Origin of the sequence: Pseudobacteroides sp. (genome assembly GCF_036567765.1) — a bacterium.
Lineage (GTDB): Bacteria > Bacillota > Clostridia > Acetivibrionales > DSM-2933 > Pseudobacteroides.
This window is the reverse complement of sequence record NZ_DATCTU010000045.1, coordinates 38291-51760: the sequence shown is the minus strand read 5'-3', so window position 1 is coordinate 51760 and position 13470 is coordinate 38291. Positions and strand designations below refer to the sequence as shown.

The window sequence follows — 13470 nt, the reverse complement described above, 5'->3', positions numbered from 1 at the left end:
CCACCTCCCCCTCCCAAAATACTTTTCAACTAACATCATTCATTTTGGGAGAGGAAAAAACCAATTGCAGTGCCTTTGCACCGGTTAATGGTGAGTTAAACCTGTAATTATACTGATGACTTCTTAGTCTTTCCTTTTACAGTCTCAGTCTTTTTTTCCGGCTCGACAATTGTATTAGGTTTTTCATTATAATTAAGAACCTTTCTAAGGCTTAGAATAAGTATCATTCTTTTACCGCTGTCAAGCTTCCCGACGCCCTCAATATACTCAGTGTCTATGCCGCTTGACAATATTTTAGGCGGAGCCTCAATAAAGCTTTTCTCAAACCTTAGCACCTCAGATACCGCATCAACTACAATACCTGTTTTTTTACCTTCCACATCCACTATAATGACCCTGGTAGAGTCCGTTTTTTCCTGATCTGAGAGGCTAAATAGTTTTCTTAAATCCAGTGCAGGTATTATATTACCCCTTAAATTCACTATACCCTCAATAAAATACGGTGCTCTGGGTATCTTTGTTATTTCCGTCATCCTGTTTATTTCCTGCACATCGGTTATTTTTATGGCAAATTCCTCATTATCTAGTTTAAATGTAACCAACTGTTCCTCATCCATAAGTTGCCTTTCAATACTTTTCATCTCTTCTTCTGAGGATGTTTCCTGATAACCCTTTATGTTGCTAATCTCATCCATTGAAAGAAGCTTTGTAGGTTCCAATAAAAGCAGCAGCCTTTTTCCATTATTCAGCTTGGCTATTCCCTTGATCTGCTCTCCGTCGGAGTTGTAAAATACAGGTGGAGGCGGTTGAATAACACTGGTTGGAATCCTAATAACCTCTGTAACCTTGTCGACCAGAACACCTGATGTGGTATTACCCATATCAACTATAAGAATTCTGGTATGGTCCGTTAGATCACCGTCTTCCATTCCAAAATACCTTCTTAGATTTACGATGGGCAGAAGATGGTTTCTTATTGATACAACTCCTTCAATATAATGCTCGCAGTTTGGTACCTTTACTATATCAGGCACTCTTATGATTTCCTTAACCTGCATTATATTTAATGCGTACTCTTCTTTCCCGATCATAAAGGAAACAAGCTGTTCCTCTTCTATCATTTCTTTGGCAGATATAGCTATTGATTCCATAGAGCCTGAAGCTGACGGCATGTTGTCTATTATTTCAGTCAACCCTTCCATATCATCCATATTCAGTATCTTTATCAGCTCTAAGAACATAATAAGTCTTTTTCCGCTGTTTAGCTTCACAACACCGCTGATATAATCGGTATCAATATTTTTAATGGCTGCAGGCGGAGGTTCTACATCAGAGGTATTAACCCTCATCACCTCAGATACCTTGTCAACAATCATGCCTGTAGCTTTGCCGTTAATATCGATAACAAGCACCCTGCTGTTTTCATCCTTCTCTTTCTTTTCCATACTGAGCCTGGATCTGCCATCAATAATAGGTAGGACGCTTCCTCTTAAGTTGCATACACCCTCTATGTATGATGGAGCATTAGGAACCTTTGTTATGTCTGTTACCCTGACAATTTCTTTGACATTCATTATATTTGCTCCAAACTCCTCATGTCCAAGATGAAAGGTAACCAGCTGTATCTCCGTAAAGCTTGATGCGTTTACCTGAGAAGCCATTGCTATCCCCCCATTCCATTACATGTTTTGTAATTCATCAGCCAAGCTTGATATTTCCTCTATGGCTTCTGCCAGCTCTTGCATACCTCTTGACTGCTCAGATGCTGCATTTGAAGCTTCATTAGAGGCCTTTGAAGCTTCCTGTGCTGCTGCCGCAATCTGATCAACACCCTTCCTTGCCTGCTCAAGTGCCACCATTGATTCACCAGCTCCCTTACCTACCTCATTTACTCCTGCGAGAATGACACTCATATTTTCTTCTACCTTGTTTAAATCAACAGTAATCTTCTTTGCTTTTTCCACTTCGGAAAATGCGGTTTTGCTTGATAATTCAATATCCGAGGATACCCGGAGGATCTGGCCCTGAATCCCTCTAACAAGGTCTTTGATCTTATCTGTATTTTCTGCCGACTCATTCGCCAGTGTTCTTATATCACCTGCAACTACTGAGAATCCTCTTCCGAATTCTCCTGCACGGGCAGCTTCTATTGAACCGTTTACAGCAAGCATGTTTGTTTGAATAGTGACATTTACAATAGCATCTACAATTTTGTCAATCTTTCTGGTTGTTTCCTCAAGGCTCTTGATGTTCTTAGCTGCTACGGTACTGGACTGTGCAGCAGATGTTATACCATCAATAAGGTTATCAACTGCTATTTTATTATCTTCTAAAAGCTTTCTAAGCTCAGTGACTTTTTCACCTGACTCTGTTGCTATTTCACTCATCTGCTTGGCTGCTACGGCAAGCCTATCAGCTAGTGACGCTGCTTTTTCAGTTAACTCACCTTGAGTGGCTGCTCCTGAAGATATCTGTGTCATAGCAGTCATTATCTGACTGGATAATGCATTTGCTTCCTCAACATTTGCTGATAGCTCTTCAGCAGCTGCTGCCAAAGTCTCTGAAGATTTCTGTGCATCGGTGGATACCTTAAGTTCTTCAGCCATCTGAGCAAGCTCCGATGCTGCCACATTCAGCTCCTCAAATGCCTTATTCTGCTCCGAAAGAGACTTATCAATCTCTTCTGCTGCACTGCTTTGCTGTTCTGCTGCTGCAGCTACCTGCTCTGCAATTCCCAAAAACTCACCAGCACCCTTATTTGCATCAACAGCATTCTGTGCAACCTCTATAACGCCATTCTGTACTACAACTACTTCCTCGTTTATCTTTATAAGGTCCGACGTTACCTTTTTTGCCTTATCAACTTCCTCATTTGCAGATTTGCCGGCTGATTCTATATCGCCAACCACAACCTTGACATTATTTTGTATGTCATTTACAAGTTCTCTTATGTCTCTGGCAGACTTTTCAGATATCTCAGCCAGATTCCTGACCTCATCAGCAACTACAGCAAACCCTCTCCCGTGTTCTCCTGCTCTTGCCGCTTCTATGGCTGCATTTAGTGCAAGAAGGTTTGTTTGATCTGCAATCCTTACTACTGCTTGTACTATGTTTCCAATCTCATCTGACTGCTTTTCCAGATCGGTAACCAGTTTCACAGACTCAAGGTTGGTATCTGCAGATTCCTTAATTCCTTTAATTAACTGCTCAATATCGTTTGATGTTGTTTTTATCAATGATTGAGCATCATCAACTTTTTGGAGGGATTCCTTTGCCCTCTTGTCAGCTACCACTGAAGCCTTATCAATCTGGTTAATAGCGGCCCTTGATTCTTCAGCAGCTGATGATGCCTCATTTGCACCTGTTGCTATCTGGCTCATTGTTGCACTCAGCTCTCTTGCAGCATTACTGGATTCTTCAATACCTGATGCAAGCTGCTCTGTAGTTACGGCAATTCTTTCCGCCATCTGCTGTTGTTTTGCAAGGGTTCTGGCCTTTACTTTCTCCTGTGCCTGCTTTTTTGCCAACTCTCTCTTCTTTTCAATATCATTATTTTGTACTGAAGTTTCAGTACACTTTTCTCCTACTGATGAAGCTCTTGATGCAGCAGCAGGCTTTGCAAGTCTTTTTTCCATAAAATTGATACCTCCAGTTTTTTGATGTTTGAAAGTATTTACCAAATTAAAATATTGCACTTAAAAGCTCCCAATACTTATATAAAACTTGATTATTTCCTCAAAATTACATTAAAAATAAAGATGGAAACAACAAGGTTGGGCCATAGAACTTGATTATTAATAATTTTTCCGCATTTGATGGTTTTACAAAAGCATCATGAGTGTCTAGACAAAAATAAAAGGCCAATACCATTAACATAATATAAATACACGCTCTTATATCATGTTAATAATATTGGCCTACATGTGACTAGCATTACTTAACCTTTCACAAAGTCAACCATATCTTAGAAATATGGCATGCATTGAACTAGCAAATTTGCCTTTTCAAAAGCACCCATTATATATTGAATTTTAAAATGTTTGAATTAAAGAAAGCAGCTTACACACTTTGTAGTAATCAGGCTACAAATCCAAATTTGCTTGCATTCAACAACAATGTGATTCTCTCGCTATTATTATGATTAACAATGCCCATCAGTAAGTTTTCATTTTTGACTTTACCGCATTGCTGAAAGCTCTTGATACTATTTGAGGGGATATTCAATACTTGAGATACTTTATTAACCAATAGTCCATACAAAATTTTATTTACAGTTATGATAATTAATCTGGAATTATCATTTGGAGTAAACTCCACTTCGTTAAGAAAATATCCTACATTAACAACTGGTATTATCTGGTCTCTCAGGTTTATAATGCCCTCAAGACACCCTTTGCTTTTGGGTATTTTTATTGCACCGGAATACCTGACGATTTCATTAACATACTTCAGTTCTATTGCATACTCTGTATTATTTATGCTAAAGTTTAAAAATTGGACGTTATGTATGTCCCACGCATCAACTATATTTTGAGTTTCATAAGAGTGTTTTATCTCTTCCACCATTTTATTTTCGGCAAGTTCCCTTTTCTTCTGAATACCCAATTTCACTTTTTCGAAATTATTTTTAAACTTATCACTCATTTTATCATTGGTAGTTCTCTTAGCCATTTTATCCGATCAGCCTTTCCACAACTAATGAAAATTGATTCGCTGCTACATTGTCAAATTCAAACACTGTCTTTCCCAGTTTTCCCGCTTCTGTAACCTTTGTCCTCCTATGGATAGGTTCAGCCAATATATCACTTTTACTAAAAAACTCCTTTAAAAACTCCAAGTTTTCTCTGCTGTCATTAGTTCTTTGATCGAACATATTAGGAATAACCAATGATATCATACCGGGATTCAATCTCAGATCAGCCAGATATTCATATATATTACCTATAGCCCTTACAGATGCTGCTTCGACCTGAACAGGAAGTATGATACTATCCACATAACAAAGAACTGCATCATTAATTTTTGTTCTTTGAGGTCCGCAGTCTATAATAATATAATCGTAGCTTATTCGCACTAAATCCTTTAGTACTTCTTTAAGCAATAAATCTATTCTGGATACCCTGTGAAATTCAGAGTTTATCTGTTCTATATGCATTGATGGTAGGAGATCAAGGTTTTGGCGGGCATTTATAACACAATCTTCTATTCTGCCCATCCAGATCTATAAGTAATACTTTAAAATCCTTTAAAGCCAAACCATGTGCTATCTGGACAGATACCGTACTTTTTCCTACCCCACCTTTATTATTAATAATTGCTATCTTTCTCATATTATACCCCATTATTTTACAATAAGTTTTTCTTCAATATTTTCTCTCATAGCGAGTATAATCATGTTTTCTCCAGTCTTAGTGCTTGTCTCATAATGTGAACTAATAACATCGCATCTAACTATTTTTACAACAAGGTCCTTTAGGTAATCTTTTGTAGCTTCAAACTGTGTAACTTTGAATTCCTTTATTTGCTTTATACCATCAATACTTTCGGCAATTTTACGATGTGCCAGGCTTACAGCATTCCCCGTACGAATAATGATAAGATCTTGAACGACAATGGTCCTTATAAACTTTGGTCCCTTCCCATATACTTCAGTTTCAAATTTACTTACCGCATCACATATTCTTGCCTCTATCTGCCTTTTTATCATCTAAATAAACCAACCTTTGGATCATATATTTCTACTTCTAAAGTACCTATCAAGTTCATTTCACTATAATCAATTACTGAGTTCTTATCGGATATTCATAAAGTATTCTTAATACTGATTTTAATTTTATGCTGTCATATTTAAAACTCTATTCTTATGTATTTACTACCATAGCTAGAATTTTCAGTTAACGCAGTCTGAACAATGAATTTTAAATTTCTTCATATGTATATCACAATTATCACTTCAGCACCCCCACTACCTTGACAAGTTCGAGTTTGGATAACCCATGAGGGGCATTCTTCATCTCTTTCGTCAAATCCCTGCCTGCACTCACCCCGTTGTGGCCTCCCGTATTCCAGTTCGGTGCATTTGTAACATCATACACCTTTCCATCCACTACAATATAAGCAGGATTTCCATTTTTACCGTCATACTTCATAAGTTCCTCTTCTGTAAACGATCTAAGATCACTTTCCCCATTTGGCGTAAAGGTTTCATCGTTTAATACGGTTTCTTTATATGCCTCAGGATCGTTTTTTTCCTCAGGGGCACTGCCGCATCCTGATAAAGCAAGCATAAAAACCAAAAGGCTTGAAACAATCATCATGTTGATATTTACTCTTTTCATACAGTACTCTCCTCGCTTCCTTATGTATCCTAAACTATATTGAAAATCTCTCAAAATGGATAAACTTGCGTTTAATGCCCATAGACTTTAGAGCCTCCAGAACATTGTCCAGCATTATCCCAGGTCCGCAAATATAGTAGCCTTGCCTCTTCATTTCAACACCATTATTTTTAAGTATTTCCTCAATTTTTTCCTTGTCAATTATCCCCCTGTACCCATCCCATGTTTCATCCTTAAACATAACAGGTACGAAAACAAAATTCTCCATATCCTTTTCCATCTTTTCAATTTCATTCTTGCAAATAATTTCATTTCGGTTATTTATACCCCAGATCAATGTTACCCTTCTATCTCTGTCATTCATATAAATATGTCTCAAAATACTTAATGCCGGAGTGATTCCAACCCCACCCGATATGAGAACAATGCCCTCTTCCCCTTTATAGTCAAGGTGGCTGAATACTCCGTACGGTCCGTCTAAAAGCACACTGTATCCAAGTTTCACATTTCTGATTGAAGCTGTATAATCCCCTAAAGTTTTAACCGTAACTGAAATATAATTTTTTTCACCCGGCTGTGACGAGAACGAAAAAGGATGCTCCTCAGGCTTTATATTATTTCCAAGTATCCTCATGTATCCAAACTGCCCTGGCTTGTAGCTGAATATACTCCCCTTTTCCGGTAGCATCTTGAGTGTGTAGACATTCTCCGCTTCATTAATAATCTCACCTATAATAAATTTTTTTCTTCTAAGTAAAAATACCCTGAGAAACCTATGATAAATATAAAATCCCATGCCTAAAGCAAAATAAAGAATATATATTCCCTTTACCATAAAGTTTGACTTTGAACCATATGTCATCATTACATGTAATAACATTAATATCAATCCTACAGCCGAAATATTGTGCAATATCACCTGGAAATTGTAGTTGGAAACCTTTAATTTTGCCAATATGCCTCTAATCTTTTGAAGAGGTTTCACTTTTTGGGCAATAATGCTTGTCATAAAAAATAATGCCAGAACAATTAAAGTCAAATAAACATAAAAAGCTATTTCACCCATTCTGCTCGTAGAAAACATTCCCATTAAACCTGTCATCATAATTTTGTGGGCGAACACCATTACTATCGAAACTACAGCCATCAAACCATGAAATCTATACAATCTGTCCATACCGAAGTACTTTTCTATGGGTTTAGGTCTCGCAATTATAACAAATTCCCATGTCAGCCATGTATAAGCTATTGACCCAAGCATCATAGGAACAAATATATTAAAATTTCCGTACCTTTCAGTATTAGAACTGTAAATAGCTGCTATTAGTATAAAAGGGCTAAAAAAATACGTTGCCAAAATAGATGCTCTTTTTATCATAAATCTATCTCCTAAAATCTTTTCAATATGGTTAATTATAATAATTTATACCCCTGATCTTATTATTGCTAACAATAGGCAACCATTTTGCAACATTAATCGTTGTCGTGAGAAAAAAGAACTTCTGTAAAACAAAACCGATAAGGTATTATTTTACAGAAGTCCATATAAAAAACTCAGTATTATGTTAACATATTTATCAACCGAAACCATTACCCATTGACAAACATGTTTTGCTCCTTAAGAATAACATCATGGGCACCGCCCTCAATTATACTTGTAGAAGATACTAGTGTGAGCCTTGCAGTCCTCTGGAACTCTTCAATTGAAGTTGATCCGCAGTTGCACATTGTAGATTTTATCTTGTGAAGGGTTATGTCAAGATTGTCCTTCAGTTTTCCAGCATAAGGAACATAGGAGTCAACACCCTCTTCAAACGAAAGCTTCTGGCTGCCTCCAAGATCATATCTTTCCCAGTTGCGTGCACGTTTTGAACCTTCACCCCAGTACTCTTTGACATAATTGTTACCTACCATAAGCTTTTGTGTAGGGCTTTCATCAAATCTTGCAAAGTATCTTCCCATCATGACAAAGTCTGCCCCCATTGCCAGAGACAATGTAATATGATAATCATGAACAATACCTCCGTCAGAGCACAACGGAACATAAATACCTGTTTTTTGGAAGTACTCATCCCTTGCTGCGGCAACCTCAATAAGAGAAGTAGCCTGTCCTCTTCCAATACCTTTTTGTTCTCTCGTAATACAAATAGAACCGCCTCCAATACCAACCTTAACAAAATCGGCACCGGATTCGACCAGGTACAAAAATCCTTCCTTATCTACAACATTTCCTCCTCCAACTTTAACTTCTCCGTTGAAGGTTTCCTTAATCCATTTTAAAGTTTCACCCTGCCATTCGGTATATCCATCCGATGAATCTATACAAAGGATATCCACGCCCGCTTCTACCAGTGCCGGAACCCTGTCTTTATAGTCCTTTGTATTTATTCCTGCTCCTACCATCAAGCTTTTATTCTTGTCCAAAAGCTCATTGGGGTTTTCCTTATGTGAATCGTAATCCTTCCTGAAAACCAGGTATACCAGGTTTTGCTTATTATCAACTATTGGAAGACAATTCAGTTTGTTTTCCCATATGATATCATTTGCTTCTTTAAGGCTGATACCGTCTTTTCCATATATCAACTGTGAAAACGGTGTCATAAATTCTTTAACCTTTTCATCAAGGCTGCATCTGCTTAATCGGTAATCCCTGCTTGTCAGAATCCCTTCGAGCTTTCCAGTTGGAGATCCGTCATGTGTAACAGCAATAGTAGAGTGCCCTGTTCTTTCTATTATTTTAAGAACTTCCCTCAAGGAACTATCAGGGGTAATATTGGCATCGCTTAAAACAAAACCCGCTTTGTATTTTTTTACTCTTCTTACCATACTGCACTGTGATTCTATTGACTGTGAGCCATAAATAAACGAAAGTCCTCCGCATCTTGCCAAAGCTACTGCAACATTATTATCAGATACCGCCTGCATTATTGCAGATACTATCGGTATGTTCATCTGGAGGCTTGGTTCTTCACCTTTTTTAAATTTTGCTATTGGAGTCTTCAGGTTAACATTTTCAGGTATGCAATCTTTTCTTGTTAGATTAGGTATGAGAAGATATTCATTAAAGGTTCTTGAAGGCTCATTATAGAAAAAAGCCATTTTCTTATCACTCCTTAGTATTTATATCAAAATCGCTTGCGATTTTGCAACCTTGATTGTGTCGCTAGAAATTGTGATGCAGGATACATCATAATTACCTGGACATTAAAAAAATAATCCCGTTAGGAATTTTTATGTGTCCCGATTAATTTTTTAATCTATTTGGATATTTTATATTACAAATCCTTTTATGTCAATACATTTGAATAAATTAATATAAATAGTAAAGAATAAGGATTGGAGGGATTTATATGGACAAAGAACTTATAAAAAGAGCCAATTTGAGACAGCCCATAGAAAAACATGATACCGCTGCTTGGGCTAATATTGAGGCGGTTAAATCCGACTCTTGCGTAACTATTCCAAGCGATATACAGGTGCGTAATTCCAAAGAACATGTTGATACAAATGAGAAATAGAGTATGACTGACAATAGCTTTTTTGTAAAAGAGCCTCAGAACATTTTAGTTCCGAGGCCTTTTATATAAACGAACCTACACTCCATGCTCCCACATTTTCTTATATCTTTCAAACCTATCCTTTGCGTGGTTCTCAGCTATATCAAACATTTCACCGGCTATATCCGGGAATACATTCATAAGCTGTGAATACCTTATTTCACTGTTTATAAACTCCTTAAACGGTTTTGTAGGTTCTTTTGAGTCAAGCACGAATGGATTCTTGCCCTCTTCCTTTAAAAGCGGATTGTATCTATAAAGATGCCAATATCCTGATTCAACAGCCCTTTTTGATTGCAGTATGCTGGTTCCCATACCTGTTTTAATACCATGGTTTACACAAGGTGCATATGCGATAACAAGAGATGGTCCTTTGTAGCTCTCCGCTTCAGCCAAGGCTTTAATTGTCTGATTCATGTTTGCTCCCATTGCTATCTGAGCTACATAAACATAGCCATAGCTCATTGCCATAAGGCCTAAATCCTTTTTCCTGATTTTCTTACCTGAAGCTGCAAACTTGGCAACTGCCGCTGTAGGTGTAGCCTTTGATGATTGCCCCCCTGTATTGGAGTAAACCTCTGTATCCATTACAAAAAGATTTACATCATCCCCTGAAGCCAGTACATGATCCACTCCTCCATAGCCAATGTCATAGGCCCAACCATCACCGCCAATCATCCAGAATGATTTCTTTATAAGATAATCTTTCTTTTCAATTATCTCTTCAATTAGCTTGTTTTGGCTTCCCTTGTAGTCTTTTATACTTTCCAACACAACTTCTGTAGCCTTCTTGGATTCCTCTCCGTCCTCCATATGCTTAAGCCATAGACTAAATCCTTCTTTTATCTTCTGTTCCAGATCAGACTCTAACCCCTGTCTCATCAAATCCCGAAGTCTCTCACGGATTTGTTTTACTCCAAGGTACATGCCATATCCAAATTCCGCATTGTCTTCAAACAGAGAGTTTGCCCAAGCCGGCCCCTTCCCTTCAGCATTGGTTGAATATGAAATGGAAGGTGAACTTGCACTCCATATAGATGAGCAGCCGGTAGCGTTTGCAATCATCATTCTGTCACCGTACAGCTGGGTTAAAAGCCTTACATAAGGCGTTTCACCACATCCCGGGCATGCACCGTTAAATTCCAGGTGTGGTCTTAAAAGCTGGCTTCCTTTAAGAGTTCTCTTATCCATAAGGTTTTCTTTTGGAGTTATAGTTGTTGCAAACTCCCAGTTTTCTGCCTCAGCTTCAATTTCCTGCTCGGCAGGCTTCATAATAATTGCTTTTTCCTTGGTAGGACATACGTCTGCACAATTTCCGCACCCGGTACAATCAAGAGGTGCAACCTGAACACGCATTTTATAGCCTTCAAGGCCTTTCCCGGAGGCATCCTTGGTTTTAAATGCAGCTGGAGCCGCTTTTTGTTCTTCCTCATTTAAAATAAAGAGTCGTATTGTGGCATGAGGGCAAACATACGAGCACTGGCCGCATTGAATACATTTGTCAATCTGCCATTCAGGTATCATGACCGCTATGCCTCTTTTTTCATAGGTTGTTGTCCCAAGAGGATATGTGCCGTCCTCCATTCCCAAAAATGCACTTACAGGAAGCTCATCTCCTTCATGCTTTTGCATCTTCCTCTGAATTCTTTTAACAAATTCGGGCTCGTCTTTTTCCACGACTTTTTCATCCTCTGCATTAGCCCAATCTTGTGGAACCTCAACCTTTAAAAGTGCATTAGCTCCTTTGTCTACAGCAGCCTTATTCATTTCAACAATCTTCTGGCCCTTTTTACCATAAGTCTTTTCAATAGATTCTTTTAAATAGTTTAGTGCATCTTCATATGGGATAACATTGGCAAGTTTAAAAAATGCCGATTGCATAATCATATTAATTCTGTTGCCCAGGCCAACTTCTCCTGCAATTTTAACTGCATCTATGACATAAAAACTTATATTGTTTTTAGATATAAATCTTTTCAAGTAAGCAGGAAGGTTTTCGTCAATTTCCTTACCTGTCCAGGGACAATTAAGCACAAATGTGCCGCCTTGCTTCAAGCCATTTAAAATGTCATAGTTATATATGAAGGCTTTATTGTGACATGCAATATAATCTGCTTGATACACAAGATAAGGCGATCTTATAGGATTTTTGCCAAACCGCAGGTGTGATACTGTTGTTCCACCTGATTTTTTACTGTCATAGGAAAAATAGCCTTGAGCATAATGGTCAGTTTTGTCACCAATAATCTTAATTGCAGTTTTATTTGCACCTACTGTACCGTCAGAGCCAAGTCCCCATATCTTACAGTTTATAGTACCTTTTCCTGATGTATCGATGTCTTCTGTTTCCTCTAAGGATGTTTTAGTAACATCATCAAGTATTCCAATTGTAAAATTGTCCATTGGGGCAGCACTTTTGAGATTCTCAAATACCGCTAGAATTTGTGAAGGCCTTGTATCCTTAGAGCCTAATCCATACCTACCGCCTACGAACAAAGGCTTTTGAGGCTTATTAGAAAAGGCTTTCACAACATCTAGATACAAGGGTTCCCCAGTCGCTCCCGGTTCTTTAGTTCTGTCAAGAACAGCAACCTTTTTAGCACTGGCTGGAAATACATTAAAAAAATGCTTAATTGAAAAAGGCCTATACAAGTGAACTCTTACTGCACCAACCTTTTCACCCTTGCTTAACAGGTAATCCACAGTTTCATCTATCGTATCACAGACTGAACCCATTGCCACTATTATATACTCGGCATCAGGAGCTCCATAGTAATCAAAGGGCTTATATTTTCTCCCTGTTATTTTTTCTATATCATTCATGCAGCTTTCTACTATATCAGGTGCTCGATCGAAGAAAGGATTCTGTACTTCTCTTCCCTGGAAGTAAACGTCAGGGTTTTGTGCGGTTCCTCTCGCAACAGGATGCTCCGGGTTTAAACTTCTCTGCCTGAACTCATTTACAGCATTCATATCAACAACCTTTGAGAGGTCCTGATAATCTATAGTGCTGATTTTCTGATACTCATGAGATGTTCTGAAGCCGTCAAAAAAGTGTATAACAGGGAGCCTCATTTTAATAGCGGATAAATGGGCCACGCACCCAAGATCCATTACTTCCTGAACATTAGAAGACGCTAAAAGCACTGACCCAGTCTGCCTGCATGCCATAACATCCTGGTGATCTCCAAATATGGACAACGCATGGGTGGCAAGTGCCCTTGCACTAACATGCAGCACTCCCGGCAGCAGCTCACCCGACATTTTATAAAGATTTGGTATCATCAATAGAAGCCCTTGTGAAGCTGTATATGTTGTTGTAAGTGCTCCTGCCTGCAAGGAGCCATGCATTGCCCCAGCAGCACCCGCTTCCGACTGCATCTCAACCACCTTCACCTGCTGCCCGAAAACGTTTTTCTTTCCGTGGGATGACCATTCATCCACACCTTCAGCCATTGGAGATGACGGTGTAATGGGATAAATTGCTGCAACCTCTGTAAAAGCATAGGATGCATAGGCTGCAGCCTGATTACCGTCCATTGTTTCAAGTTTTGGCATATTTAATTCTCCTTAAA

Annotated in this window: 9 protein-coding genes and 1 pseudogene; 1 reads left to right on the top strand and 9 read right to left on the bottom strand. The window is 38.4% G+C overall.

From position 1 onward, the window contains the following. Positions 1–107 precede the first annotated feature (107 nt). The 8 genes and pseudogenes from VIO64_RS08075 to VIO64_RS08040 all read right to left on the bottom strand — a co-directional run bounded on the left by VIO64_RS08075 (position 108) and on the right by VIO64_RS08040 (position 9437). Complete coding sequence (locus VIO64_RS08075) at positions 108–1661, bottom strand: chemotaxis protein CheW (protein ID WP_331916948.1); 1554 nt, start codon at positions 1659–1661, stop codon at positions 108–110. 18 nt (positions 1662–1679) lie between these two features. After that, positions 1680–3635 (bottom strand): methyl-accepting chemotaxis protein, encoded by a 1956-nt coding sequence (locus VIO64_RS08070; protein WP_331916946.1) that lies wholly within the window; start codon positions 3633–3635, stop codon positions 1680–1682. A gap of 442 nt (positions 3636–4077) precedes the next feature. Beyond that, positions 4078–4671 carry a chemotaxis protein CheW gene (locus VIO64_RS08065; RefSeq protein ID WP_331916944.1) on the bottom strand — a complete coding sequence of 198 codons (594 nt, stop codon included), beginning with the start codon at positions 4669–4671 and terminating at the stop codon, positions 4078–4080. A 1-nt stretch (position 4672) separates the two neighbouring features. After that, positions 4673–5330, bottom strand: a pseudogene (locus VIO64_RS08060) (ParA family protein). Between the two features lie 11 nt (positions 5331–5341). After that, a complete protein-coding gene (locus tag VIO64_RS08055; protein ID WP_331916942.1) occupies positions 5342–5707 on the bottom strand; it encodes a Na-translocating system protein MpsC family protein in 366 nt (121 codons plus the stop codon). A gap of 241 nt (positions 5708–5948) precedes the next feature. Then, positions 5949–6338 (bottom strand): cytochrome b5 domain-containing protein, encoded by a 390-nt coding sequence (locus VIO64_RS08050; RefSeq protein ID WP_331916940.1) that lies wholly within the window; start codon positions 6336–6338, stop codon positions 5949–5951. Between the two features lie 34 nt (positions 6339–6372). Beyond that, positions 6373–7716, bottom strand: a complete 1344-nt coding sequence (locus VIO64_RS08045) for a hypothetical protein (RefSeq protein WP_331916938.1) — start codon at positions 7714–7716, stop codon at positions 6373–6375. A gap of 212 nt (positions 7717–7928) precedes the next feature. After that, on the bottom strand, positions 7929–9437 hold the full coding sequence (locus VIO64_RS08040) for an IMP dehydrogenase (protein WP_331916936.1): 1509 nt from the start codon (positions 9435–9437) through the stop codon (positions 7929–7931). 251 nt (positions 9438–9688) lie between these two features. Between VIO64_RS08040 and VIO64_RS08035 the strand changes: the two genes are divergently transcribed. Beyond that, the gene (locus tag VIO64_RS08035; protein ID WP_331916934.1) at positions 9689–9856 is read left to right on the top strand and encodes a DUF3787 domain-containing protein; all 168 of its coding nucleotides are present in this window, start codon (positions 9689–9691) and stop codon (positions 9854–9856) included. A 75-nt stretch (positions 9857–9931) separates the two neighbouring features. Here VIO64_RS08035 and nifJ read toward each other — a convergent pair whose 3' ends face one another. Continuing rightward, positions 9932–13453, bottom strand: coding sequence for a pyruvate:ferredoxin (flavodoxin) oxidoreductase (gene nifJ, locus VIO64_RS08030; protein WP_331916932.1), 3522 nt, complete (start codon positions 13451–13453; stop codon positions 9932–9934). Positions 13454–13470 lie beyond the last annotated feature (17 nt).